Origin of the sequence: Thalassobacillus sp. CUG 92003 (genome assembly GCF_013618635.1) — a bacterium.
Classification (GTDB): domain Bacteria; phylum Bacillota; class Bacilli; order Bacillales; family Halobacillaceae; genus CUG-92003.
In genome coordinates this window covers 335,562-361,797 of sequence record NZ_JABLSJ010000002.1, presented here as the reverse complement: position 1 = coordinate 361,797, position 26,236 = coordinate 335,562, and the positions used below count along the sequence as shown (strand labels likewise).

Genomic DNA, 26,236 nt, shown 5'->3' with positions numbered 1-26,236 from the left:
GAGACTCCCCTCTGAAAGCGGAGGCGTCTTGGTCAGCGGCGTATGGACTGGACTGAGCTGGAGGAGATAAAGGAAACACGAAGAACGACGTGATTCGATGTTGACTTATCGCACAGAAGCGAGGGAAGTCACACTAGCCGCTAGACGCCGCAGCTGGATAAAATAAGGCAGCTCTTCCATTTAGCGCAAACCACCAGGAAAAGGAGGCTCGCCGGTGCCCCGCAGGAAAGCGAGTTGTTTCAAAGCCACCCCTCACCCTTTTAAAATTAACGAACCCCGTCATTTCTTACAGATTCCTGACCAATATTTGAGGAATGCTCGTGTGGTCCATCACCTACAACATTTAACAGTACTATCTTAAAAAAAGCACCAAATAGTTAACACTTGGAAACTATCTGGTGCTATTATTATATCATGAATGAATCGGAATCACGATTTTTCCTTTAGCATGATGCGACTCACTTGCGGCATGAGCATCTCTTAATCCCGTTTGTGAAAAATCATAACGATGCCCGACCACGGCCGTAAGCATGCCTTTATTCATCAATTCTGCCAACTCGGCAAGATTCTCCCCGTCAGGCTGGAGCCACACACTCGCAGCGGTCACGCCGTATTCGGCAGCTTTGTCTTCATTCGGCTTTTGAACGATAGAGGCAAGTGTTCCACCTTGTTTCAATACCTGATAACTGTTCTCCTGGACTTCTCCTCCTAACGTATCAAGCACAAAGTCAAACCCTTCCAACGCTTTATGAAAATTTTCCATTTCATAGTTGATAAAACGATCGACACCTAACGCTTTAACCCACACCTCATTTTCACCGCTAGCAGTAGCAGCTACATAAGCGCCGCGTGCTTTCGCGATCTGAATAGCAAAACTGCCGACTCCGCCTGAACCTGCGTGAATTAACACCCGATCCCCTTCTGCTACATTTCCGACATCCACCAGACACTGTCGTGCGGTTAAACCAGCCAGCGGAACCGCTGCACCTTCTTCAAATGGAATCGAATCCGGCAAGTGTGCAAGTAAATCTTCATCGACCGGTGCATACTCCGCATACGTACCAAACCGTGTCAGTTCAGGACGCGCGAATACACGGTCGCCTTCTTTGAATTTTGTTACGATTGCCCCTGTCTCAGCAACGACACCTGCCACGTCCCAGCCAAGTGTAATCGGAAAATCAAAATCGAGCATTTCTTTAAGATAGCCTTCGCGCAACTTCCAATCAATCGGGTTGATCGAAGTCGCGTGTACTTCCACCAACACTTGATCCGCGTTTATTTCAGGGACTTCTCCTTGTTTCTCTACCAATTGGTCCTTATCTCCATATGCTTCTATAACAACAGCTTTCATGTTTTTACGCTCCTTACACTTACTTCCAGTTTAATAGCTACATAAAGATTTTTCCCCTTTCAAAACTGGCGAAACATGATAGGATAAAAAAAGAATTTAAAAAGGATGAGCCATGCCATGGAAAATGCTAAACAGATACTGAGCGAATACTATGGATATTCCTCGTTCCGCCCAGGGCAGGAAAACATAATAAATAGAGTATTAAACGATGCAAATACGCTAGCTGTGATGCCAACGGGAGGCGGTAAATCCTTATGTTATCAAATCCCGGGTCTTGTAAAATCAGGCATAGCGATCATTATCTCGCCCTTGATTTCCTTAATGAAGGATCAGGTGGACGGACTGACGGCTCTAGGCATCGACGCGACCTATATCAATAGCTCGCTGAGCCATGACGAGCAACGCAGCCGGGTGCAAGCTATGCAAAATGGAGATTATCAATTTGTTTACGTCGCTCCTGAAAGGTTCGATGCGCCTAATTTTATGAACGCCGTTCAAAAAACACCTTTGGCTTTAATTGCGTTTGACGAAGCCCATTGCATATCCCAATGGGGACATGATTTCCGTCCTAGTTACCGTTCAATCGTCTCCACTATCCATAGTTTGCGTAACCTTCCTGTGATCATGGCTTTGACAGCCACCGCTACCCAGGAGGTCGTCCGTGATATTCAACACTTGATTCATGTTGAAGAAGACCACATTGTCAATACCGGCTTCGCCCGGGAAAATCTAGCTTTTCAGATTGTCAAAGGACGGGATAAACGTGAGTTTTTAAAGGAATACTTGGACAAACGCCCTCACGAGTCAGGCATCATTTATACCGCCACCCGGAAGAATGCGGACCAGCTCCAGCATTTTCTTTCCAAAAAAGGATATCAGGTGGGGAAATATCACGCGGGGATGAGTGAGCTTAACAGAAAACAGGCACAGACTGATTTTGTTCAGGATGAAACACCTTTGATCGTGGCAACCAATGCATTTGGCATGGGCATCGACAAATCCAATGTTCGATTTGTCATGCATTATTCACTGCCGATGAATATTGAGTCCTATTATCAAGAGGCAGGCCGCGCTGGGCGGGATGGAGAGCCAAGCGACTGCATTCTGCTATTCTCAGGTCAGGATATCCATCTGCAAAAATATTTGATTGAGCAATCGCATTTAGAAGACAATAAAAAAGTCAACGAATATGAAAAACTTCAATCCATGGTCAACTATTGCCATACTCACCGGTGCTTACAGCAGTATATCCTGGATTATTTCAATAACCCGTTCCCCCATGAGGCCTGCGGGAAATGCACCAACTGCACGTATACAGGGGAACAGGAGAATATGACCCAGGAAGCTCAAAAGATTCTCTCGTGTGTCAAACGCATGGGAGAAAAATTCGGGGCGGGACTGACAGCTAAGGTGTTACGTGGATCCAAGGACCAGAAAGTCCGCTCGTTCAAGTTCGATCGTCTATCGACGTACGGCGTATTGTCGCAATACAATGAAAAAGAAATCGTCAACCTCATTCATTTCTTAACGGCAGAAAACCTCTTGACTCCCGGCAATGGCCGCTATCCGACTTTGAGCCTGACACAACAAGCCGTCGATGTGCTAAAAGGAAATGACGAAGTATGGATGATAGCAAGTAAACCTACAGCCACCGTTGAGGTTGATTATGATGAAGCCCTATTCGAAGAGCTTCGGCAGCTTCGTAAGTCCATTGCAGACCATGACGGCCTTCCGCCTTATGTGGTGTTTTCAGATGCTACATTGAAAGATTTGGCGCGCTATATACCGCAAACGAAAGAACAGATGCTTAACATCAAAGGCATCGGGGAGATAAAATTCGACCATTATGGCGAATTATTTTTAGAAGCGTTAACACCGTGGCAGCAGCATGCCCAACCCGTTCCTCCATCCGAACCGGCCGCTCCAGTAAAAAAGCAGCCTGTTGATCGTAACGACAAGGGCCCCAGTCACCTCATTTCTTTTCGCATGTGGCAAACAGACCAGCTGCCTATTGAAGCGGTCGCGACCGAACGAGGGATTACAGAGATCACAGTGGAAAATCATATTTTTCGAGCCGTTAAAGATGGAGCTACAATCGATTGGAGTGAATGGTTTACAGACGCGCAGGAAGCTGAAGTGCTACAGGCCCAAAACCAACTAGAAGAAACCAAACTCAAACCTATTAAGGAAGCATTACCAAACACGTACACGTACCGGGTCCTTCGCGCTGTATTAACCAAACATGGGATCATTTGAGATGTGCATGAATAACCCATCGGTCCCGCTTTACGTTATACTGAAAGAAAGGAGGCCAAACGATGACACAGCCTGAAATCACACGACAAGACACCCTTTTGCTTGATGAGACGGATCCGCTTTCTGATTACAAGCAGGAATTCTACATAAATCCCGGCACGCTTTACCTGGATGGCAATTCACTCGGCTTATTATCCAAGCGGGCAGAAACCGCGCTGCTGCAGTCACTTGAAGATTGGAAGGTTCATGGCATCGATGGGTGGAGCGAAGGCCAGGAGCCGTGGTATTACATGTCTGAAAAACTGGGGAGGTTAACAGCGCCCCTCATCGGTGCAAAACCAGATGAAGTCGTGAGCACAGGATCGATTACGACAAATCTTCACCAGCTTATTGCTACTTTCTACAAGCCAGAGGGAAGCAAAACGAAAATCATGGCTGATGCGCTGAATTTTCCGTCTGATATTTATGCACTAAAAAGCCAATTGACCCTCCACGGCTATGATCCTGAGACCCATCTCATCCAAATCGAGAGTCACGACCAACGTACATTGGATGAAGCGGACATCCTGCAAGCCATGACAGACGATGTAGCGCTTATCCTGCTTCCATCCGTCCTTTACCGCAGCGGGCAGTTGCTTGACATGAAAAAAGTAACGGAAGCGGCACGGGAAAAAAATATCACCATCGGATGGGATCTCGCTCATTCCATCGGGGCTCTCCCCCATGAGCTCCATGACATCGGAGCGGATTTTGCTGTATGGTGCACCTATAAATACTTGAATAGCGGCCCTGGAGGCGTTGGAGGGTTGTTTGTCCATAACAAGCACGCTGGCAGAACGCCGGGATTGGCCGGGTGGTTCAGCTCGCGTAAAGATAAACAATTCGACATGGAACACGACCTGACACCTGCCGAAACTGCAGGAGCTTTCCAAATCGGAACCCCCCATATTTTAAGTTCCGCTCCCCTGCTCGGCTCCCTTGAGATGTTCAACGAAGCCGGTATCGAACGGCTGCGCGAAAAATCACTGTGGCAAACCCGTTTAATGATGGACTTGATCCAGCAAGAGCTGAAAGACTACGACTTTTCCATTGCGAACCCGATCGAGCAGGAACGCAGGGGCGGCCACGTCAGTTTAGAACACCCTGAAGCTGTGCGAATATGCAAAGCGTTAAAAGATAAAGACGTCATACCCGATTTCCGTTCACCTAACGTCATCCGTTTAGCCCCAACCGCGTTATACACTACTTTTACAGACGTGTATGATATGGTTAAGCGACTTCGCTCCATAATGGAGAACGAGCTCTTTAAACAATACAAAAAAGAACGCGGTGTTATCGCGTAAGGAGGAAACTATGAAACTCATCGATATTTCAATGACATTGAATAATCAAACACCCCCCTGGCCCGGAGATCACTCCTTTCACTATGGTTTATCGGCTACGATGGAAGAAACAGGTGCGGTAAATGTGGGGCACTTACAAATGAGCGCCCATACAGCTACCCATGTGGATGCTCCATTTCATTATGATAACGATGGATTGAAGATTGCGGACATCCCGGTTGACCGGTTCATAGGCGACGCACTTGTCGTCAATATGGAAGGAAAAGACGTCGTGACAGCAGAGGATTTAGCCGCCTTTGAACTTACCGGTGTCAGTAAGCTTTTGATCCGCTCCAATACATGGGAAGATCGCAGCCAATTCCCAGGGGATTACATTGTGCTAGACGAAAACCTCGGAACGTATCTCAAAGAAAATGGAATCGATTTAATCGGTGTAGACGGACCCTCAGTTGACCCTGAAAACAGCAAAGACCTTAAAGCGCACCAGTCTATGAATGCCAATGACGTCCTCATATTAGAAGGTATTGTACTGGATCATGTCGCGCCAGGAAGCTACGAACTCATGGCCTTTCCGTTGAAAGCAGAACAAGCTGACGGCTGCCCCGTCAGAGCCGTTCTTCGTCAATATTAATCAGCCCCTCTTCTATCTAGCGAAACCACATAAACAACACAAAAAACCGCTTGGGTCCTAATACCCCAGCGGTTTTTTGTGGTCATTCAGCTTCACCATAGTCAGGTCGTTGATCTTTATGCCGCTTTTGACACTCTTTACATAATTTTACCTTCTCTTCTTTCTTTGAGGTCAATACTTTCCCACAATTATTGCATTTGCCAAATTCGTTAGGGTTTGCTTGAAATCCCATCAATTCACTTTCTGGTCCTGGTCCTGATTCCGGCATCGTTTCATCTCCCTTCTTTACATTTATGTAACCTACAGTTCCCTCCCCAGGACTATTCGACCAAGGCGTGGTCGGAATCGCCCAAGGGAGGCGTATAACCGCCCAAGTGTGGATGAATCGCCCATGTTTGCCACACAATCGCCCATGCGGAAGGTAAAATCGCCCAAGGGAGGCGCATAACCGCCCAAGTGCGGATGAATCGCCCATATTCGACCCACAATCGCCCATGTCGAGAGCATAATCGCCCAAGCAAGGCGCATAACCGCCCAAGCGTGGCAAGCACCTGTACCTTATCTATTATCAGAGTTAGTTACTAATATACCCTGCATCCGAAAACATTTAAACTTGACCCTCTAAAGAGCCGCTATGATTTTGATTGCTCTACTTTTTCATGTTTCAATCAAAGTGAGATGGGTATGTATAATGTTTGAGAATTTTTCTATAAATTTCAGTCCTTACATACGTGAGCATCGTCTAATATATTTGAAGGGAGTGACTTGCCGGTGACCGGAAACCCTGAACCGCACAAAGAACTCACACGCGACCAAGCGATCGAATATATAATGAATCACTATGGTGAAGCCATTAAACGCACCATTTATACATACGTTAAGAACTTCCACACGACTGACGATATTTTTCAAGAAGTTCTAATTCAAATCTATCGGAAATGGGATCAATTCCAGGGTGACTCCCAATTGAAAACATGGGCGATGCGGATTGCCATTAATCGTTGCAAAGATTACCTTCGATCTCCCTTACATCGTATTAAGCTCGTAAAAGATCAATGGGTAGATAAAGGCGATGAGCAAAGTGCAGAAAAAGCCGTTATCGAAGACGAACATTGGGGAGAAATCGCCCAGGCTATTTTAAATCTTCCGGTCAAATATCGGGAAGTCATGATTTTGACGTATCATCAAAATTACACGCAACACGAAATAGCAGAGACGACTGGGGTGCCCGTTTCAACTGTGAAAACACGCATGCAGCGGGCAAGAGATCTTCTAAAAGAGAAGATGGATGGGAGGGAAATATCCTATGAATAACACGAAGCTGAAAAAAGCCATTGATAAAGAAATCGGGGAAAAGCCCCTTTTCACCGATAAAGACAAAGAACGCTTCTACAACCAAAAAAAAATGGCTGGACGTAGCAGCTGGACGCATTATTTTTGGCCGAAATTGGTAACCGCTTTGCTTTTTTTAGGTGTGATGAGCGGCGGCTTCTACTTTGTAGCGGAAGAATCTCCGTTCGAATCTGTTACGAAGCCTATAACGGATGCTCCCGAAAGTGAAAGCAAGGAAGATTTGGGCTCTTATGAAGATCCTGATTTGGAAAAGACTCCTGAGGAGGAACCTGACTCGACACCTGATACGGCGGATGAACAAGAAGATGAGAACGGGCAGGAAAGCGATGAACAAGAGCAACCGAACAGGGACGACAATCAACAGAACGAGTCCGAGCGTGAAACAGACAACGAATCAGATGCCGAATCAGAGTCTGAACCAGAGCTAGGATCTGATTCTGAGCAACCAGACGGTAATGACAGCACGAACGACCCCTCTTCTAACGACAACAATCAAAACGAGGGAACCTCACAAGATAACAACTCGAATAATAACGATAACGGACAGGACTCCGAATCCGAAGAACCGGAGCGTGTGCCATTTGAACAGGTCCAAGCAAAAGCAGATGATATTCAAAGTCAATTTCAATACGGCATGACCATCAGCCAGGCCAAGCAAGCTTTTGGCAGTGGCAACTATTCACGTCGAAACGTCGTTGATTTAGGTGAAAGAATGGTAGGCGAATATTACCATTTTGCTACAGATGACCTTTCATTTAACGAGGAAGGCGATATATCACTTGACCAATTCAAGCAGGGTCATATCGGTCTCAGTTTCACACTTACCTTTGACAGTAACGACCGTGTGCGTTCGGGATCTTACACGTATTTAGCCGAAGATGGAGAAACTAGACGTGCCGTTAACTTCAAGTCAGATGGGTTCGTTTATGTTGACGGTCAAGCCCAATCACAGAAAAAATATCAAATCGGCTTTAGCGGAGCGATGGTGGAGGCGATCGCTCAATCTGCAGGTAAAGAACCTCAGAACGTAACAAGGCAAGACTTGAACCAAGTGGGACAATTGGCAGTCAGCCACTCTGGTAGTGGTATGCTCTCAGTTAAAGCAACAAAAGCAGATTACTACAATGAGATGACTGGGCTCTCAGCGATTACGCTAGAACGAACCGTTATTCCAGCAGAACACCTTGCTCGCATCCCTAACCTGGAGAGGTTGACCATTCGGGACGCACGAGCGGATCTCAATAGTTTCAGTAATCTGGACACTTTACGATATCTCGATATCCGCACGCCTTACGTCCAACCGGAAAATGTATCAGCACTATTGGAATTGGATAACCTGGAAACGGTTGTTTTAGATAAACAAGAGTTATCGGGTGAATGGCAACAGTTAGAAGAAAATGGCATAGACGTTCTGGAAAGCCCGCCAGAATAAAAGAAGGACCTGAACGCGTTAAATTATCGTTCAGGTCCTTACGTTTGGCATTATTCAAATTCGATTGCCCAATTTCCTTTTCGCATCAATGGCTCGGGACTTCCGTCGGCTAACACACCATCAATATCCAGTTGACCAGATCCCACCATGAAATCTACATGCGTCAGGCTGTGATTGACACCGTTCTGGTCAAGGTCGGCTTCATCCATATCGGACCCGCCTTGCAAGCTATTCGGATATGCTTTTCCTAACGCTAAATGACAGGATGCATTTTCGTCATATAACGTGTTATAGAAAATTAAGCCAGACTGAGAAATCGGTGAGTGATGCGGCACAAGTGCCAATTCTCCCAACCTCCGGGCACCGTCGTCGGTATCCAGCAAATGCTGCAGCGTGTCCTGCCCTTTTTCTGCCTGATAATCCACGACCTTGCCATCTTTAAATGTTAGGGTGAAATTTTCAATTAAATTGCCCCCGTAATTAAGGGGTTTCGTACTGGAGACAACGCCATCAACCCCATATTTATGCGGGACAGTGAATACTTCTTCTGTCGGCATATTAGCGTTAAATGGAATATTCTGCTTCTCCGTGGTCGTTGATCCGCCTTTCCAAATATGATTCTTAGGCAGCTGGACTTTCAAATCTGTACCCAGCGCTTTATAAACCAACGTATGATATTGCCTGCGGTTCAAAAATTCCCGCGCCTGAGCAAGAATGTCGTTATGTTCTTGCCATGCTTCGACCGGATTGTCTTGATCCACTCTGACAATACTGAAAATTTGCTCCCAAAGCTTTTCCTTCGCCTGTTCTGCCGGCTCATCCGGGAATATCTTCTGCGCCCATGCATCAATAGGTATGGCTACAATCGACCATTGAATACGATCGTTCATCGTGTAATTGCGGAAATTACTCATTGCTTGAGCGCCGGCTTTGTTAGCGGCCGCAATTTTGGCAGGATCGATTCCTTTCAGTAAGTCAGGATCCGTCGCTCTGATCGACAAGACGGCAGAACCCTCTTCTGCAAACGTGTCATACATTTTAACTTTCCATTCCGGCACTTCTGCCAAAACGTCCTGGTCAGCATATTCAAACTTTAAGCGTGTGAGTTCATCATCCGTCCAATTAATGTGAACGTCCTTCGCACCAAGTTCATACGCTTTCCGTGCTACGATACGTGTAAACGTTGCACCTTCAATGGTGGAATTAATCATAAGCTTTTGATTATGTTGAAGATTGACACCTGTTCGTAGTGCTAGTTCAGCATATTGCTCCAGCATTTTAGTCTCTGGCATGAGTTCATCCCCACTTTCCATAGTTTCACATTGTCTATTATTTCATATTTCAAATTGATTACAAATGTTGTTCATTGCTTTTTATCGTTTTTTTTCCGACAATTTTCGTGATTTTCACAGAAAAAAGGCGCAAGCGCCCGGGAGCTCTGACTTGATATTTATCTCGAAACGGAGTTTTTCACTATAGGGCAGATTAGTTGAAGACTTGAATTCAAGATAAATACATATAATGAGTATCTCACTTCTTTCCTGGTATTATTTGGATTGATGATGATATAGTTAAAATACTTACAGAATTGGAGGGGTTCTTTGGGTATCTCCGCAGCTTTAGTAATTGTTTTATTAGTGGTAGTAGTGGATTATCTTTTGGTTAGATGTAGATCGAAAGCGTTGGGGGTGGATGAAAAATTGGACAAGGTTTCAGAAAGGATTATTCTTTTCTGGATTTGCCATTGTGTCACTTTTAATCTACGTTGGATTAAGTCTTGAGTTTTTATAACTCTTCCATTATTGCGGGGTTTTAGTTGAATTAGCCCAATATATAAAAAATGAAGGACTCCCATAAAATTGGAAGTTCTTATTTTTTTAGTCATATCAACACTAAACTTTAACAGTGCCAAGCAATAAAAAAGCAAGCATATCGGCATCCGACTGCTTGCTTTATCACTACCCTAGCTTTTTTCAATCTCCTCTACTAACAGGGAAAGTTCTTCCCACCGTTCCATTTTAGCTTCTAGTTCTTTCTCTTTATCCTCTTGTGCCTGGTAAAGGTCCTGAACTTGATCAATATCGCTTCCTGCATCAGCTATCTGCTGTTTAATTGCGTCCAGGCTGTTCTCCACTTCCATTATGTCATCTTCGATTGTGTCCCACTCTTTTTGCTCGCGATAAGAGAGTTTACGCTTTCGTTCCGATCGCTCTGGCCGCTGTTTTGGTTCGGATTGTGTTTCACTGGTTACAGCCTCTTGTCTGACTTGTTTCTGCTCATCCATGTATTCGCTATAGTTCCCGTAAAACGGTTGAATCTCTCCCGTGTTTTCAAAGGAGAGGAGTTTAGCTACGACACGATCCAAAAAGTAACGATCGTGAGAAACCGTAATCACTACGCCAGGAAACTGTTCCAGGTAATCTTCAAGGATACTGAGGGTTTCCGTGTCTAAATCATTGGTCGGTTCGTCTAAGAACAATACGTTCGGCTCCCCCATCAACACGCGTAGTAAATAAAGACGACGACGCTCCCCTCCAGATAAACGCCCGATATAGCTCCATTGCTGGGAGCGCGGAAAAAGAAAACGCTCGAGCATTTGTTCAGCGGTGATTTCTTTGCCTTTATTGGTCGTAATCACTTCCGCCGCTTCTTTAATATACTCAATCACCCGCAGTTTTTCATCCATTTCCTGATGGTCTTGGGTATAATAACCGATCTTGACGGTGTTCCCCAGATTCACTTCACCTTGGTCAGGCTGAAGCCGTTGAGCCATAAGGTTCAACAACGTTGTTTTACCCGATCCATTTGGTCCAATAATACCCAGTCTCTCGCCAGGTACGACCAAGTAGTTAAAATCTTTAATAAACGGAACGCCGGCAAACGATTTGCTGACATCTTTCAGCTCAATCACTTGATTACCAAGTCTCGTTGAGCCTATATCCATATCGACCGATTGGTTCTGTCGTGAGAAGCTTTCCTGCTGTAGAGACTCGACGCGTTCTTTCCTGGCTTTCTGTTTCGTTCCTCTCGCTTTGGGTCCTCGTTTCAGCCAGGCTAGTTCTCTTCGCAGCGTATTTTGCAATTTCTGCTCAGCTTGCAGCTCCCACTCTTCCCGTTCGGCCTTTTTTTCTAAATACGTTTCATAGTTCCCCTCGTAGATATATAACCGGCCAAGATCCAGTTCATAAATCAAGTTGGTGACACGATTCAAGAAATAACGATCGTGCGTGACCACAATCAAGGCGCCGCGATAATGAGCCAGGTAATCCTCCAACCATTCGATCGTGTTGTTATCCAAGTGGTTCGTCGGCTCATCAAGAATCAACAAATCAGCGGGTTGGATGAGTGATTTTGCAATCGCCACCCGTTTCTTTTGTCCCCCTGAGAGTTCAGAAACCTTTTTGTGATACGCTGATATCCCGAGCTTCGTCAACACAGTTTTAGCAACGGTATTCGCTTCCCAGGCATCCTGTTCATCCATTTTCTGCTGCATGTTGATCAATTGACTTTGAGCGTCTTGGCTAGAAGGGTCAGCTTCCAGGGCAATCAGGGCTTCCTCGTATTTCCGCAACGTTACCATAACATCTGTATTCCCATAGTAAATTTGTTCCAGCACTGTCCGATCTTCTTCAAGCTCAGGCTCTTGAGGCAAGTATTCAATCTGAAAATCTTTAGCGTGTTTCATTGTGCCCTGATCCGGAGAGTCCAACCCCGCCAAGACTTTCAATAATGTGGATTTACCTGTACCATTTACGCCGATCAGACCGATTCGCTGTCCTTTTGAGACGTGAAACGATATATCTTGAAACAACTGTTTATCGCCATAATTTTTACTGAGTTGGTCTACGGCTAATATGCTCATTACAACCATCCTTACATTTTTCAATCTGTGTTCCATGATATCATAAAAAGCCTCCGAAAACCGATTCACGCGGTTCGGAGGCCATTCGCTCGCGTTAAGAGGATTGCTGTTCTTTTTCAGCTGTTTGATCACGTCTCCAATAAGACATGCCCGATACACCCGGCAAATGATCCTGGTAGAAGACCGGATCCTGTCCGGACGCTTTTTGCCTGCTATAGTCCTGCAAAGCAGCGTAAGCGACCTTAGACAATTTGGCAATGGCATATAAGTTAATCAACGCCATGATGCCCATGGATAAATCAGCTAACGACCAAACCAGCGTGAACTCGGACATAGCACCGAAAATCACCATAAGCAACACGGCAATTCGATAAATAAAAATCCCGTTGGAACCGTTATTTATGAATTCAATATTGGTCTCGCCATAATAGTAATTGCCGATGATTGAACTAAACGCAAACAGAAATATAGCAGCAGCGATAAAAATCGAAGCCCATTGCCCGAGTTGATTTTCAAATGCTAATTGAGTGAGCTGGATACCGTCTGCTTCTGACTGCACGTAATCGCCGGACACCATGATGATGAATGCCGTCGCACTGCAAATGAGTATCGTGTCGGTGAAAACGCCAAGCGTCTGAATGAGTCCCTGTTTAACGGGGTGCGTCACTTCAGACGTCGCTGCAGCGTTCGGGGCACTACCCATACCAGCTTCGTTCGAAAATAAGCCACGTTTGATGCCATTCATAAGGGCTGCACCGACTGTTCCGCCGGCTACCTCTTGAAAACCAAACGCCCCATTAAAAATCATCGCAACCATATCTGGTACCATCCCGAAGTTATTAAAAAACACATAGAAAGCTAAAATAATATAAAAGACAGCCATAATCGGAATGATATACTGCGTTACTTGTGCAATCCGCTTTAAACCGCCAAAAATAATCAACCCGACGATAAGCGTGAGGATGGCTGCCATAACCCAGCGATCAGTACCGAACGAATTTTCGAAAGCCAAGCGGATGGTATTGGACTGGACAGAGCTGAAGACAAGTCCATATGTAAACGTAATGATAACCGCAAACACGATCCCTAATTTTCGGTTATTCAACCCCTTTTCCATGTAGTAGGCAGGGCCGCCCCGGTACTGGTTACGCTCGGGAATTTTATAGATTTGGGCGAGGGTGCTTTCGATAAAGCTCGAAGCTCCTCCTAAAAGGGCAATCATCCACATCCAGAATACGGCGCCAGGACCTCCTAATGAAATCGCTGCTGCCACCCCGGCCAAATTGCCCGTCCCAACACGGGAAGCGGTACTGATGGTAAAAGCCTGAAATGCTGAGGTGCCTTTTTTACCTTTCGCCGATATGGCACGTTTATCAAACAACACGCGGAACATTTCAGGAATATACCGGAATTGAGCAAACTTTAATTGAATGGAAAACCACAATCCCAAACCTAATAAAGCGGCTATCAATATGTAGCCCCACATGTACGTATTTAACTCACTGAGTAATGTCTCTAACACACCTGCTGCCTCCTTCAAAACTTGACATTCTTGAACGTTTCATCCAATATCTCCCACTGTATCAATGATTCTGTCCCAGGAAAAGTGAAAATTGAAATAGAGCATATGATTGAGTTTAGTCGTTTTCCATGCAACTTATCTGCATATGCACGCAACTTTTACTGGTTTGTAAGCAACTTCGAGTGCTATGCAAGCAACCTGAGAGCAATTTCTTCCTTGAAAGCAAAAAAACAGCCCGGGAGGCTGCAGAAATAGTCAAAATATCGCTTTTTACCAGCTATCTGTCGAACCAGCCTGTCATCCCGAGCAGTTTTCGTTATTACGCTTTATTCCACGGCAAATCAGTACCGAACATGTCGGCCATCCCTTTGGATTCTTTGCGCCGGGCTTTTCTTGCTTCATGCCTTTTCGGAGCACCTTCATGGAGCCATTTCTCTTCTTCTGATACTGGTTGAACAGGTGGAACTTCGGTCGGCTTGTTGTTTTCATCGACGGCGACCATAGAGAGAAACGCTGTTGTACACAACTTTCGATCTCCGGTGAGCAAGTTTTCTGTTATCGCTTTAACGAATATTTCCATTGACGTGTTGTGGGTCCACGTAACAAATGCTTCTAGACAAATGGTGTCCCCTTCATAAACCGGATGTAAAAAATCGACAGAGTCGGTCGAGGCAGTTACGACAGGACTGCGGCAATGTCTTGTTGCAGCAATCGCAGCGACATCATCGATATAGCCCATTAATCTTCCTCCAAATAATGTACCATGGCTGTTCGTATCCGGTGGCAGCACATGCGAATTTTTGATCGCCAAAGAATCTATACATGTTTTAGCTTTCATGATGGTCACGCTCCTTTAATTTATCGTCCGCTTGTTTCGGCAAGGTGATCACAAACACAGCACCCTCCTGAACAGGGTTATTATAGGCATGGATTTTCCCGCCGCTTCGTTCGATGATCGCTCTTGAAATGGCTAATCCTAATCCTGTTTCTCCTTCTTTTCCTTTAATGAAACGTTCAAATAAGTGAGGCAGGAGTTCGTCGGGTATCCCATCCCCGTCATCAACGATTTTAATCGTAATGTTCTGGTCTTGTACTTCTTTTTCAATCGTGATGACAGCATCAGCATGACGGATAGCATTACCAATAATGTTAATTAAGGCTTGCAGAATTTTTTCTTCATCCACGTATGTGATGAACGACCCTGTTTCTTCAACGCGAATGTCCACTTCCTGTTCCGAGGCAAGCGGGTATAATCGATCCTTGGCCTGGATAAGGAGGTTGACCACGTCTGCTTCTCCGGGATGGTAGATATCCTCATTACTCTCCAGTTTAGCAAGTAAAATCATTTCATTTACGATTTTCTTGAGCCGCTCCGTTTCACTGACCATGACGTTGAGTCCACGATCAGCCTCATCTCCTTGAAAAATACCATCCCTTATCCCTTCGGCGTACCCTTGAATGGACATAAGAGGTGTTTTCAATTCATGCGAAGCATTTTGAAAAAATTGTTTCTGCGATAGAATATAACGCTCTAATTCTGCTGCTGTATGCCGGACGCTTTGTTCCACCTCTTTAATCTCACCACTCGCCTTAATCGGTTCAATGGCCTCAAATTGCCGCTTTTCTATTTTTTTCAGTTCTTGCTTCAAACGCGTCAACGGCGTGACTAACCTGCGCGTTAAAAAGTAACTCAGTGTGACAGCCAGCACAAGGCCGATCAGCAGTACGGCTATCATGCGTGTAGCAAATACGGACTGCACGGCCTGCAAATCATTCAACGGCGTGGCCATGACAAGTACTAGCCCGCTCTCTCGCGGGGTTATCGGTAAATCATAGACAACAAAACTTTCATTTGCGCTTTCCCATAAATCTTGTTCATGCAACTCTTGATTATAGCGAGCAGCCCAATCCGCTGAGGTTTCAGCTGGGAGCGTCGAGTAAACAGGCTCACCTTGTGTTTGATCGAGCAATAGAATTCTAAAATCATCATCCTGTACAAGCTGTGATAATTGAGACGCTTTGATCGACTCGTTTTCTTCATTCAAGACGTCAATGAGCAATTCCCCTTTTGCCTGGAGCTGGCGCTGCTCATCTTGCACAAGCATATCCATTAATAATGAGTAAATAAAAAATGCCGTAATCGACATAATGACTAAAAGCAGCACGGTAAAGGCCGCATTTAGCTGATAAAGCAATTTCATCCTGAACCGCCGCCGCTTCTAAGTCGATAGCCAAAACCCCAAACGGTATCAAGGGGAAGGTCTTTCATTTTCTTTCGCAAGCGTTTCACAAGATCGTCCACTGCGCGGTCACTACCGAAATAATCGCTTCCCCAAATTTTTACAAGCAATTCTTCCCGGGAAAAAGCACGATTCTGTTGTTCAGTCAGTATTCTCAGCATTTCAAACTCTTTCGCTGTGACATCCACTTCCTCAGAGGCCCAGAACACACGTCGTTCTTCAATGTTCAATTCTAAATCGCCGGAAAATAAACTTTTTCCTGACTCCCCAGCACCAGGCTGCATCACGTCCCAGCGTTTGAGCTGCCGTTTGACACGAGCAACCAACTCTCGCGGACTGAACGGTTTCGTTAAATAATCATCGCCCCCTAGTTCCAGCCCGAGAATTTTATCCACTTCATCATCTTTTGCAGAAATGATGATGATTGGAACTTCAGACGACTGCCTGACACTTTTACAAAACTCGTAACCGTCCATCCCGGGGAGCATAATGTCCAGCACCCATAAATCAGGAGGCGTGCGCTCAAATAATTCCCACGCGTCCTCCGCTGTACCGACTGCATCTATGTGATAGCCTTCTTTCGATAAATAACCAGTTACAATATCTCGAATATTCGGGTCATCTTCTACAATACCAATATGATGTTCCATATCATAACCCCTTTACTATACTTCCTCTTCCTATCATGTCATATTCCATAAAACCATTTCTTACTCCTTTGTTCATTTACACACTTTTTCCACATTTTCTCCAAAATCATGCCGCACCTCTAACCTAGAATATAAAGTGAACTAATCGTAATTGCCCTGAACCATTCTTTTCGTAAAGGAGTTTTGAAACATGTTTAATAGAGAACATCACACTGAGCAACAAAAGAAAAAACGTTCTGGATTTGCTTACAGTGTCCTCGGTGCTATTATCGCTATATTTGTCGTCACCACCGTATTTCAATGGAAGGGTGTCTCTGTAGAAGTCAATACAGACAAACCTTCGGCACAAGCAGATGAAGTCACTCTCGAAGATAAAAGTGAAGTCACCCAAGCAGTGGAAGAAACATCTCCTGCTGTGGTAGGGGTTAACAGCATGCAGGGGGCAACTAATGCCCTGCAAGAAGAGCAGCAAAAAGCCGGCACAGGTTCTGGGGTCATCTATAAACAGGAGAACGGCAATGCCTTTGTCGTAACCAACCATCATGTCGTTGAAAATGCTTCAAGCCTTGAAGTTGTTTTAAATGGTGGTCAAACAGTTGAAGCCGAATTGAAAGGCAGTGACCCCTTCTCAGATCTGGCCGTTTTACAAATAAATGATGAACATGTCGATAAAGTTGCTGAATTAGGATCAACCGAAGACGTAGAGGTTGGTCAGACAGCCATTGCCATCGGCAACCCACTCGGCATGGAATTGACAGGCTCAGCTACTAAAGGGATCGTCAGCGGTTTAAATCGAAACATCCCCGTTGATTTAAACGGCGACCGGCAGCCCGATTGGCAGACAGAAGTCCTGCAAACAGACGCTGCCATTAATCCCGGAAATAGCGGCGGGCCGTTAATCAACCTGCAGGGAGAAGTCATCGGAATCAATTCGATGAAAATTGCCAAAGCTGAAGTTGAAGGCATCGGATTCTCTATTCCTATGGACGTTGCAAAGCCGATCATCCAAGACTTAGAAGCAGATGGTGAAGTAAAACGGCCATACATGGGAGTCGCCCTGCAAGACCTTAACCAGGTGCCAGCAGCTATCCAGCGACAGGAGCTTAATCTCCCTAACAAACTCGAAGGAGGTGTTGTGGTCGCAAGTGTCAAAGAAGGAACACCAGCAGCTGAAGCTGACTTGCAGAAGTACGATGTCATTACCGCCATCGAGGGTAATCAAGTAAATAACCTCATCGAACTTCGCAAGTACCTTTACAATGAAGCTGAAACAGGTGAACAAGTTGAACTGACTCTCTATCGTAACGGTAAAGAAACGAACGTAAACCTTGAACTTTCCTCCCAATAGTTAAAGTTCATTGACCCCCTTTATAAATTTTCAGCCAGGCTATCGCCGTTTTAGGACGGCCATAGCCTGGCTTTTTTTGAGCACCATAGGGCCTATAAAATAGGAGAGAGCAACCGGGATAATGCTTCTTTGAAGCGCACCCAAGTTGAGCGGCTTTGATATAGTTTATAGGTCAATTCGGTAGAATCAATGATATCTGCTTCAAAACGATCTGAAAGCAACTTTGCGACACCGGGATGATAAATGAAAGCATTGACTTCAAAATTCAGCCTGAAACTACGTACATCGATGTTGGCCGTTCCGACTGATGCAATCGCCCCATCGACAACGATTGATTTGGCATGCAGGAAACCTTTTTGATACACATAAATGGTGGCGCCCGATTTCAACAAATCCCCGATGTTAGAATACGTTGCCCAATAAACGAAGGGGTGATCAGGCTTATTTGGTATCATGACGCGCACGTCAACACCGGAAAGGACAGCTATGCGGAGGGCATCCAACAGGCTGTCATCAGGTATGAAGTAAGGCGTTTGAATATAAACGTATTCCTTGGCCGATAAAATCATCTTGATATACCCATTCTTTATTTGTTCCCACTCAGAATCAGGGCCGCTTGAAACGATTTGCATCCCCACGTCGCCCTTCTTCTCCGCTTGATAGTACCCTTCATTATATTCGATATCCCGGCGCGAAGCATGATTCCAGTCGAGAATGAAACGGGTCTGCATATTATGTACTGCTTCCCCTTCTACACGAAGGTGCGTATCTCGCCAGTATCCGAACCTTTTGTTGAAACCGAGGTACTCATCTCCTATATTAAAACCACCGATGTAGCCGATTTTCCCATCTATAATCGATAATTTCCTATGATTACGGTAATTGATTTTCATATTCAACTTAGGAATGAGCGGAGGAAAAAACGATTCAACCTCGCCCCCGGCATTCTGGATTCGGCGAACGTATTTGCGGCTGAGGGAACGCGATCCCATATCATCGTACAAAACACGGACCTTCACGCCTTCACGCGCTTTTTTCACCAAAGCGTCGCCAAGCCGCTGCCCAAGCTGATCGTCACGAATGATGTAATAAAGGATATGTATGTGCTCGGTAGCATTATCAATATCTTCCATAAGGGAATGGAACTTCTTCTCGCCATCCGTGAAGACCTCGACTTCGTTGCTTTGAGTCAGGATAGCGTCATTGTTTTTCAAATGCAGATAAAATAAATCCTCATATTTCTCTAAAGCAGGGTGAGCCAGTTCCAGCGTATTCTCTTCTATAGAACGAAGCTGATCCTGCACAGCGGTCAGCAGACCCAGCCTGCTCTTCTTATCCCATGTAAAAATTTCTTTATTGCTGAGTCGACGTCCAAATACAAGATATAATATAAATCCAGCTACTGGTACGAACAGCAATACCATCAACCATGCCCATGTTGCGCTTGCATCACGGCGTTCTAAAAAGATGATGGCGAATGCAAGTAATACGTTCAACACCAGTACGAACCCTAAGAAAAATGTCAAAACATCCATCCGTCTTCACCTTTCTCCATTTGGCGAACTTTGTGTACCTACTATAGCATACTTTGACAAACAGCAAACATACCTGAACAGGCGCCTCGTTATAAAAAAAACAAAGCCACCTGCCGTTGATCGACAAATGGCTTACTTGTTCAAATAGATTCAGGCATGATACATAAGCCCTTCTTTCTCCAGAGCGTCCACTGCTTCCTGCAGGGCGGTCTCGCTATCCGCAGACAGCGTATGCGTATGGATGCCGTCAGTCAATTCTAATAAAAATGAAGCATTTGTAGCCTGAACTTTTTCGATGAATTTTTTTACATCGCGGCGATTTGATATCATGAGAGAAGCTGTCAAATCCCCATAAACGGGGTGCTCCACCACCACATCCTCAACGCTGACTCCGAAATCCACGATGGTATTCAATTCAACTTCCGTTTGCCCAGGGGTATGCTTTACGGCAACTTTTTGCTTATATGCGGGGGAACGTTTCGTATCTGTCATATATAAGTAACCTTGACTTGTGGCTACTATTGGTTCGTTCTTTGCTTTTAACAGGGAAATATCCCCGACTATAACCTGACGCGTGACGCCCATTTTCTCAGCCAAATCACTTCCAGTAATCGGAGAAGTGCTTTCTGTTAAAAGGGTGAGAATCTGGTCTCGACGCTCTTCTGCATTTCGTTTTTTGGATGGTTGCGTCATATCCATTACTCCTTTGTTCCAAATCCATCCCTGTTATTCTAACATAAGATTAAAAAATATGATGAACAGACGCCTTATGCTCTTAAAAGCATAACACTGCCAATTATCAAAGTTTGATAAAATCCCCCCGTTTGTTTAAGACTCGGTACCTGAAATAAACCTGGTTTCCGTTACGAAATTTGCCATATGAAGGTCCGGGAAATTACTCCCTTTCCGTGGGCATGTGGTGAGCTTCCTCAGGCTTCGCCTTGCGGGATCTCACCGAACATTTTCATCCCACAGGAGTCTCGCAATTTCCCGGACCTTCTTCCATTTGTGGTAGAACGGAAACATGAAATGAGCTGAGCATTTGATGGCTCTCCCTAAGAATCGTATTGGGTAGCGGTTATTCTATAGCGTAGTTAGAAAGCATGCTCCTATGCCGGAGGTTCGTTCATTTGCTTGTTGAATGGGATGGCTTTGAAACGGCGAGACTCCCCTCTGAAAGCGAAGGCGTCTTGATCAGCGGCGTTAGGACTGGACTGAGCTGTAGGAGATAAAGGAAACACGAAGAACAACGTGATTCGATGTTGACTTATCGTACAGAAGCGAGGGAAGTCTCACTAGCCGCTAGACGCCGGAGCTGGATAGTTCAAATACGGCAGAGCTTCTATCCAGAAGGCAAATTCCCAGTTAATTAGCGGGAAAAGGAGCTCGGCGAGACCCCACAGGGAGCGAAGCGACCGAGGAGGCTTGCCGGTTCCCCGCAGGAAAGCGAGTTGTTTCAAAGCCATCCCAATTCCTCTTATAGTAACGAACCTTCATCACCTAAAATTCAAGTCTTCCACAATCTTGCTGCTGACCATTTAATACAACACTTTATATGGATAAGAGGAGTCCCACGCTGGAAACTTTAAATGGAATGCGATGTGTGGTCGGCGTATTGAGGTAAGACATGATCAAGGGCTTGTGATAAATCCGACCAGATATCCTCCCATGCTTCAAGACCCACTGAGAGACGAATCAGTTCGTCGTTGATGCCCATCTGTCGGCGGGCATGTTCTGGAACAACCGCATGCGTCATAGTGGCAGGGTGTTGAATCAAGCTTTCCGTATCACCTAGACTGACAGCAATTTTAATAAATTCTAGGCTATTCAATAATTTCTGTGCTTCTTTTTTTGATCCATGTATATCGAATGCAATCACGCCACCGCCCGCCTTCATTTGTTTTGCCCTTACTTTAGCATCCGGATGGTCCGGATCCCCCGGGTAATACACAGCTTTAATAGACGGATGTTCCGCTAACGCCTGAGCAATTTTCTCGGCATTATCGCAGTGGCGATCCATTCGTACGGGAAGTGTTTTAAGCCCGCGCAACAACAGCCACGCATCAAAGGGAGCGATGATGCCGCCTATGTCTTTTTGTGTGGTCATCGCTACTTCTTTCATGAAAGCTTGTTTGCCCACAACCAGGCCCGCTACTAAATCTCCGTGACCGCCAATATACTTCGTGGCACTGTGAAGCACGATATCACACCCCAATTCAATCGGACGTTGAAGGTAAGGGGAGGAAAATGTGTTATCGACCACCACAGGGATATTGTATGTTTTCGCCACTCGGACGACCATGTCTAAATCAATCAGTTTCATAGTCGGATTAATGGGTGTTTCTATATAAATAACCGCTGTATTCGGTTGAATACGCGAGTGAACCTCTTCTTCCGAAGCCATCAAACTGAAGTCATGCGTTATGCCGTATTTTTCTTTCATCATGGTCAGCAGCCCAAATGTACAGCCGTAAAGTCCTTGGGAACAGAGAATATGGTCATTCGCCTTGGTCAATGCTGTCAGCACTGCTGATACGGCTGCCATTCCTGAACCGAAAGCAAGACCCATTTCGCCTCCTTCAAGCGCTGCAATACGCTCTTCAAGGACACGTACAGTCGGGTTGCCCAATCTTGAATAGACATAACCCTCTTCTTCCCCTGCGAATCGCCTTTCCCCTTGTTCTGCTGAATCGAATGTAAACGTAGAAGTCTGGAACAACGGGGTGGCCAGACTGCCTAGATGATCTTTAGAATCGTATCCTTCATGAATGACTTTCGTTTCAAAACGTTCCTCGTTACGGGTCATTAATTTCCTCTCCTCTTCTATCACTTAGTCTTGATGCACCAGCTTTCCCTAATTCGTCAGTATCAGCCGGGGTGCATATCTTCTCTCTTCTATCATATGGCAAAATAAAACATTTTGAAAGCGTTTGCACATGAGATTTTTCGTCTAATCTTGACGAGCTGATGCCAATTTCCATCTTGCTGGTTCTTTTTGGTTTTCATACATGATTCCGTCAACTAAAGGACAAACTGAAGGGAGATGAATGCAAAAGGAGGATAAACATGACGGAGGAACGCTGGATGAATCCAGAACCATTATGGCGGGAAAATGAAAGCTTCCCGCGTTTCAAACCTTTACAAGAAAATATTGAAACAGACATTGCTATTGTAGGCGGGGGTATAACTGGGATTACGACTGCTTATTTGCTCAGCCTTGAAGGAAAGAAAGTAGCGCTGATTGAGGCCGATCACATCTTAAACGGTACAACGGGTCATACGACAGCTAAAGTGACAGCTCAGCATGGCTTTATTTACCATGAATTGATTCAGCATTTTGGCAAGGAAACAGCCCGGTTATATTATCAGGCTAACCAGCAAGCCATAGACTTTATGGCTGGTCTAGTCGAAAAACATCATATCGATTGCAACTGGGAAAGAGACGACGCCTTTATTTACGCGACAACGCAGCAGGGCCAGAGAAAATTAGAGCTTGAGCATCGCGCTTATGCTCAACTTGGCATACCGGGTGATTATATTAACACGATACCGTTTGATTCAGATGCTTTAGGCGGGTTATTCATGCCTCACCAAGCTCACTTTCACCCTTTGAAGTATCTTCAGTTTATGGTAGAAGAAATCATCAAACGTGGCGGTGAAATCTTCGAACACACTGTAGCGACAGGGGTTACAAACGACCAATCACAAAAAGTCATGACACGCGAAGGCTTCACCATAACATGTGACCATGCTGTCTCGTGTTCCCATTTCCCTTTTTATGACGGCAACGGCTTCTATTTCAGTCGGATGTATGCTGAACGCTCGTACGTCATCGCCATTGAGCCAGAGAACCATGACACAACGGGCATGTATCTATCCATAGATGAACCAAAACGTTCCGTTCGTCCTGTCCAATACCAAGGCAAATCGCTATTACTCATTGGTGGTGAAAGTCACAGAACGGGCGAAGGGATCGACACCGCTTTCCACTACAATGCGTTAGAGGAGTTTGCCGCCCAAACCTTTGGCGTTAAAGAAAAACTGTTTCAATGGTCGGCGCAGGATTTAACGACGTTAGATAAAGTGCCTTACATCGGGAAAATCACCCGGAATAAACCGGATATTTACGTCGCTACCGGCTTCCGTAAATGGGGAATGACAACCAGTACTGTGGCAGCACGTCTTATCACGGATAGCATCATGGGGAAAGATAATCCTTACGTGTCGTTGTACACCCCATCTCGCTTCAAAGCAAACCCAAGCATTAAACAATTCATTTCCCAAAACTTCAATGTGGGGGCGCATTTATTAGAAGGAAAAATGGAGTTGGTCGGGACACGTCCGAAAGCTTTGAAAAAAGGCCAGGGGGATATCGTTCAAATTAGAGGCGAACGCGCAGGCGCTTTTAGAGATGAAGACGGAAACCTTCATGTGCTCGATACGACCTGTACTCACATGGGCTGCGAAGTAGATTGGAATAGTGCAGAACGAACGTGGGACTGCCCTTGTCATGGTTCACGCTTTTCTTACGACGGGGAAGTTATGGAAGGGCCTGCTAAACAGCCTTTAACTAAATTGGATCATGATGAATAAAACGAATGATTCGCAAAAGTGCCGAACGATTTCATTGAAATCAGTTCGGCACTTTTGTGTACCAAAAAGTAAACACACACCAATTCAAATGGTTGCCCCCTTCCAAACGAATCCTATATAGTAGTGAGGTATTATGTCACGAAGGAAAGGCGTGGTTACTATGCATGAAGACCAAAAACACGGAATCATTTATACGGCGGCCGCTTATATATTGTGGGGCGTTCTTCCACTATATTGGAAGCTGATAAAAGACGTGTCGGCCTACGAGATTCTTGCTCACCGGATCGTCTGGTCTTTTTTATTCATGACCATGATCGTCTTTCTCATGAGAAAGTGGCGGCCCTTTCTGAGGGAATGCAAACGGATTTGGAAAGCAAAACGGGATTTGGCTGGCATCACCCTCGCCTCCATTACCATTAGCATCAACTGGGTGACATTCATTTGGGCGGTCAACAGTGACCACGTCGTCGAAGCCAGTCTCGGTTATTATATCAATCCATTAGTAAGTATTTTACTAGGCATGATTTTTCTCAAAGAAACATTTTCAAGAGCACAGTGGTTAGCCTTTGCTTTAGCTGCGGCTGGGGTCTCATTTATGACCGTCAATTTCGGTGCGGTTCCGTGGGTTGCCCTATTACTCGCTTTCAGTTTCGGGTTTTACGGCTTATTGAAGAAAGTCGTACAGCTAGGCCCTATGTTTGGTTTGACGATTGAAACCTTGATTGTCTCTCCGGTGGCCCTGCTTTATCTAATGACACAGCAAAATGGTAATTGGGGGCAAATTGACGTTTGGTCCAGCACAGCCCTTTTACTCTTTGGAGCTGGGATTGTAACCGCAGTGCCTCTCTTGTTATTTGCAGGTGGGGCGAAACGGATCCCACTTTCAATGGTAGGTTTCCTCCAATACATTGCCCCTACGCTTATGTTACTGATTGGGGTCATCTTGTACCACGAACCCTTCACTGTCACACATATGATTTCATTCAGTCTTATTTGGGCAGGTTTAACCGTATACACAGTCACCAGAGTAAAACGAATGCGCTCTTACGAAGCTAAAGCCAGCTAAGCGTTAAAAGCTTGCAGCGATCCGCTGCAAGCTTTTGTTTCGCTAATATACGTTTAAATCAGGAGCCGTTAATATTTCTCCAATATCTTCTGCCCAGCCGCTACACCGGATAGAAAAGCACTCTCAAATCGGGTGCGACCGGATTGATCATCCGGATAAAGGAAAGTGTCTCCCGCAATCAAAAGCGTCGCTTCTTCATCAAGTCCCATATAAGGATGTTTATAAACCCGTTCGGCTTGAGCATAACGCCATAGCTTCAAGTACCGGGATTGCAGGTCATCCCAATTAAAATAGCTCTTCACTGACGTCTCAATCTCAGCTAGAAGATTGTCCCTCCCCTCATGTTCATCAGACCAATCAGCTGTCATATAAACGCTAATAATGGGGACAGATGACATGCCTTTCTTTTTATGATCGACAATCCGTTGTACTCCATCCGGTAGACCTTTATCCAAGTGACCATCCTCGGGTAAGCTGGTATCCTGACTAAATTCAAACAACCCGACGTATGTCGGAGCAAATGTCAATTGTTCCAGTGAACGATAAGCATCCTTCGAGATACCGAGGGCGCTTGCATCCAATAAGTCGAGCGTCTGTGGAACCGGAAGTGTAAAAATAAGATGTTTCGTGTGATATACCTTTCCTTCAACGTCCTTTAGAATATATTCATCGTCTCGTTTCTCTAAATGATTTATTTCAGTATTTAACGATAATGGTAAATTTTCAGCTAAATGGTAGGCCAACTGATTCATTCCAGAGACACCCGTGTATCTCGGATAGTCTTCCCCGAACCAGTGTTTCACCCAACTGTTGTGCAGCCATTTTTCCACCTGTTCCTGTAACGGTTGCGAACGTACTGTGAAGAACTGCGCACCATGATCGGCTTTTCCAGAAGCTATCTCCTTTGTAGCGAGCCTGCCTCCTACATGGCTGCCTTTATCCAACAACATGACATTATCACATTCGTTACGTCTTAATTCCTGTCCTGCCATAATTCCGGCCATTCCGGCTCCCACAATCAAAACGTCATAAGTCGTATTCATGTCTGCTCTCC

The 26,236-nt window shown here is 45.3% G+C and carries 20 protein-coding genes; 8 read left to right on the top strand and 12 right to left on the bottom strand.

Annotation, left to right across the window (positions count from 1 at the left end):
* Positions 1-412: 412 nt before the first annotated feature.
* Complete coding sequence (locus HOP45_RS04385) at positions 413-1,351, bottom strand: NADP-dependent oxidoreductase (protein WP_181347691.1); 939 nt, start codon at positions 1,349-1,351, stop codon at positions 413-415.
* Positions 1,352-1,468: 117 nt separating this feature from the next.
* Here HOP45_RS04385 and recQ point away from each other — a divergent pair, with 117 nt between their 5' ends.
* The 3 genes from recQ (at position 1,469) to kynB (ending at position 5,581) form a co-directional block, all read left to right on the top strand.
* On the top strand, positions 1,469-3,607 hold the full coding sequence (recQ, locus tag HOP45_RS04380) for a DNA helicase RecQ (RefSeq protein WP_181347690.1): 2,139 nt from the start codon (positions 1,469-1,471) through the stop codon (positions 3,605-3,607).
* Positions 3,608-3,669: 62 nt separating this feature from the next.
* Positions 3,670-4,950: a kynureninase gene (kynU, locus tag HOP45_RS04375; RefSeq protein ID WP_181347689.1), complete on the top strand. Its 1,281-nt coding sequence runs from the start codon at positions 3,670-3,672 to the stop codon at positions 4,948-4,950.
* A gap of 10 nt (positions 4,951-4,960) precedes the next feature.
* Positions 4,961-5,581 carry an arylformamidase gene (gene kynB / locus HOP45_RS04370; protein WP_181347688.1) on the top strand — a complete coding sequence of 207 codons (621 nt, stop codon included), beginning with the start codon at positions 4,961-4,963 and terminating at the stop codon, positions 5,579-5,581.
* An 82-nt stretch (positions 5,582-5,663) separates the two neighbouring features.
* Here the strand turns inward: kynB and HOP45_RS20630 are convergent, their stop codons facing one another.
* Positions 5,664-6,119: a hypothetical protein gene (locus HOP45_RS20630; RefSeq protein ID WP_255437478.1), complete on the bottom strand. Its 456-nt coding sequence runs from the start codon at positions 6,117-6,119 to the stop codon at positions 5,664-5,666.
* Positions 6,120-6,352: 233 nt separating this feature from the next.
* On the opposite strand from HOP45_RS20630, the gene HOP45_RS04360 reads away from it, so the two are divergent.
* A complete protein-coding gene (locus HOP45_RS04360) occupies positions 6,353-6,895 on the top strand; it encodes a sigma-70 family RNA polymerase sigma factor (protein WP_181347687.1) in 543 nt (180 codons plus the stop codon).
* The gene (locus HOP45_RS04355) at positions 6,888-8,366 is read left to right on the top strand and encodes a hypothetical protein (protein WP_181347686.1); all 1,479 of its coding nucleotides are present in this window, start codon (positions 6,888-6,890) and stop codon (positions 8,364-8,366) included. Before HOP45_RS04360 ends, HOP45_RS04355 begins: the two co-directional genes overlap by 8 nt.
* Before the next feature lie 50 nt (positions 8,367-8,416).
* On the opposite strand, the gene HOP45_RS04350 is transcribed toward HOP45_RS04355, so the two are convergent.
* The 6 genes from HOP45_RS04350 to HOP45_RS04325 form a co-directional block, all read right to left on the bottom strand.
* Positions 8,417-9,658 carry an aminopeptidase gene (locus HOP45_RS04350; RefSeq protein WP_181347685.1) on the bottom strand — a complete coding sequence of 414 codons (1,242 nt, stop codon included), beginning with the start codon at positions 9,656-9,658 and terminating at the stop codon, positions 8,417-8,419.
* Between the two features lie 671 nt (positions 9,659-10,329).
* Complete coding sequence (locus tag HOP45_RS04345; RefSeq protein ID WP_181347684.1) at positions 10,330-12,228, bottom strand: ABC-F family ATP-binding cassette domain-containing protein; 1,899 nt, start codon at positions 12,226-12,228, stop codon at positions 10,330-10,332.
* Positions 12,229-12,322: 94 nt separating this feature from the next.
* Complete coding sequence (locus tag HOP45_RS04340; protein WP_181347791.1) at positions 12,323-13,714, bottom strand: alanine/glycine:cation symporter family protein; 1,392 nt, start codon at positions 13,712-13,714, stop codon at positions 12,323-12,325.
* Between the two features lie 355 nt (positions 13,715-14,069).
* Entirely contained in the window at positions 14,070-14,588 is a 519-nt protein-coding gene (locus HOP45_RS04335) for an acyl-CoA thioesterase (protein ID WP_181347683.1), read from the bottom strand.
* A complete protein-coding gene (locus HOP45_RS04330; RefSeq protein ID WP_181347682.1) occupies positions 14,578-15,951 on the bottom strand; it encodes a sensor histidine kinase in 1,374 nt (457 codons plus the stop codon). Before HOP45_RS04330 ends, HOP45_RS04335 begins: the two co-directional genes overlap by 11 nt.
* Positions 15,948-16,640 (bottom strand): response regulator transcription factor, encoded by a 693-nt coding sequence (locus HOP45_RS04325; RefSeq protein WP_181347681.1) that lies wholly within the window; start codon positions 16,638-16,640, stop codon positions 15,948-15,950. The genes HOP45_RS04330 and HOP45_RS04325 overlap by 4 nt, the downstream gene beginning before the upstream one ends.
* A 190-nt stretch (positions 16,641-16,830) precedes the next feature.
* On the opposite strand from HOP45_RS04325, the gene HOP45_RS04320 reads away from it, so the two are divergent.
* Positions 16,831-17,988 carry a S1C family serine protease gene (locus HOP45_RS04320; protein ID WP_181347680.1) on the top strand — a complete coding sequence of 386 codons (1,158 nt, stop codon included), beginning with the start codon at positions 16,831-16,833 and terminating at the stop codon, positions 17,986-17,988.
* Positions 17,989-18,080: 92 nt separating this feature from the next.
* Here the strand turns inward: HOP45_RS04320 and cls are convergent, their stop codons facing one another.
* The 3 genes from cls to megL form a co-directional block, all read right to left on the bottom strand.
* The gene (gene cls, locus HOP45_RS04315) at positions 18,081-19,523 is read right to left on the bottom strand and encodes a cardiolipin synthase (protein ID WP_181347679.1); all 1,443 of its coding nucleotides are present in this window, start codon (positions 19,521-19,523) and stop codon (positions 18,081-18,083) included.
* A gap of 150 nt (positions 19,524-19,673) precedes the next feature.
* Positions 19,674-20,216: a transcription repressor NadR gene (locus HOP45_RS04310; RefSeq protein WP_181347678.1), complete on the bottom strand. Its 543-nt coding sequence runs from the start codon at positions 20,214-20,216 to the stop codon at positions 19,674-19,676.
* 892 nt (positions 20,217-21,108) lie between these two features.
* On the bottom strand, positions 21,109-22,329 hold the full coding sequence (gene megL / locus HOP45_RS04305) for a methionine gamma-lyase (protein WP_181347677.1): 1,221 nt from the start codon (positions 22,327-22,329) through the stop codon (positions 21,109-21,111).
* Between the two features lie 260 nt (positions 22,330-22,589).
* Between megL and HOP45_RS04300 the strand changes: the two genes are divergently transcribed.
* Both HOP45_RS04300 and rarD read left to right on the top strand, forming a co-directional pair.
* Positions 22,590-24,116 (top strand): FAD-dependent oxidoreductase, encoded by a 1,527-nt coding sequence (locus HOP45_RS04300; RefSeq protein WP_181347676.1) that lies wholly within the window; start codon positions 22,590-22,592, stop codon positions 24,114-24,116.
* Between the two features lie 160 nt (positions 24,117-24,276).
* The gene (gene rarD / locus HOP45_RS04295; protein WP_181347675.1) at positions 24,277-25,182 is read left to right on the top strand and encodes an EamA family transporter RarD; all 906 of its coding nucleotides are present in this window, start codon (positions 24,277-24,279) and stop codon (positions 25,180-25,182) included.
* 68 nt (positions 25,183-25,250) lie between these two features.
* On the opposite strand, the gene HOP45_RS04290 is transcribed toward rarD, so the two are convergent.
* Positions 25,251-26,225, bottom strand: coding sequence for an NAD(P)/FAD-dependent oxidoreductase (locus tag HOP45_RS04290; protein WP_181347674.1), 975 nt, complete (start codon positions 26,223-26,225; stop codon positions 25,251-25,253).
* Positions 26,226-26,236: the final 11 nt, after the last annotated feature.

Coding starts and splice junctions, on each gene's coding strand:
- HOP45_RS04385 (WP_181347691.1), bottom strand. CDS start 1,351: ATGAAAGCTGTTGTTATAGAAGCATATGGAGATAAGGACCAATTGGTA.
- recQ (WP_181347690.1), top strand. CDS start 1,469: ATGGAAAATGCTAAACAGATACTGAGCGAATACTATGGATATTCCTCG.
- kynU (WP_181347689.1), top strand. CDS start 3,670: ATGACACAGCCTGAAATCACACGACAAGACACCCTTTTGCTTGATGAG.
- kynB (WP_181347688.1), top strand. CDS start 4,961: ATGAAACTCATCGATATTTCAATGACATTGAATAATCAAACACCCCCC.
- HOP45_RS04355 (WP_181347686.1), top strand. CDS start 6,888: ATGAATAACACGAAGCTGAAAAAAGCCATTGATAAAGAAATCGGGGAA.
- HOP45_RS04350 (WP_181347685.1), bottom strand. CDS start 9,658: ATGCCAGAGACTAAAATGCTGGAGCAATATGCTGAACTAGCACTACGA.
- HOP45_RS04345 (WP_181347684.1), bottom strand. CDS start 12,228: ATGAGCATATTAGCCGTAGACCAACTCAGTAAAAATTATGGCGATAAA.
- HOP45_RS04340 (WP_181347791.1), bottom strand. CDS start 13,714: ATGTGGGGCTACATATTGATAGCCGCTTTATTAGGTTTGGGATTGTGG.
- HOP45_RS04335 (WP_181347683.1), bottom strand. CDS start 14,588: ATGAAAGCTAAAACATGTATAGATTCTTTGGCGATCAAAAATTCGCAT.
- HOP45_RS04330 (WP_181347682.1), bottom strand. CDS start 15,951: ATGAAATTGCTTTATCAGCTAAATGCGGCCTTTACCGTGCTGCTTTTA.
- HOP45_RS04325 (WP_181347681.1), bottom strand. CDS start 16,640: ATGGAACATCATATTGGTATTGTAGAAGATGACCCGAATATTCGAGAT.
- HOP45_RS04320 (WP_181347680.1), top strand. CDS start 16,831: ATGTTTAATAGAGAACATCACACTGAGCAACAAAAGAAAAAACGTTCT.
- cls (WP_181347679.1), bottom strand. CDS start 19,523: ATGGATGTTTTGACATTTTTCTTAGGGTTCGTACTGGTGTTGAACGTA.
- HOP45_RS04310 (WP_181347678.1), bottom strand. CDS start 20,216: ATGACGCAACCATCCAAAAAACGAAATGCAGAAGAGCGTCGAGACCAG.
- megL (WP_181347677.1), bottom strand. CDS start 22,329: ATGACCCGTAACGAGGAACGTTTTGAAACGAAAGTCATTCATGAAGGA.
- HOP45_RS04300 (WP_181347676.1), top strand. CDS start 22,590: ATGACGGAGGAACGCTGGATGAATCCAGAACCATTATGGCGGGAAAAT.
- rarD (WP_181347675.1), top strand. CDS start 24,277: ATGCATGAAGACCAAAAACACGGAATCATTTATACGGCGGCCGCTTAT.
- HOP45_RS04290 (WP_181347674.1), bottom strand. CDS start 26,225: ATGAATACGACTTATGACGTTTTGATTGTGGGAGCCGGAATGGCCGGA.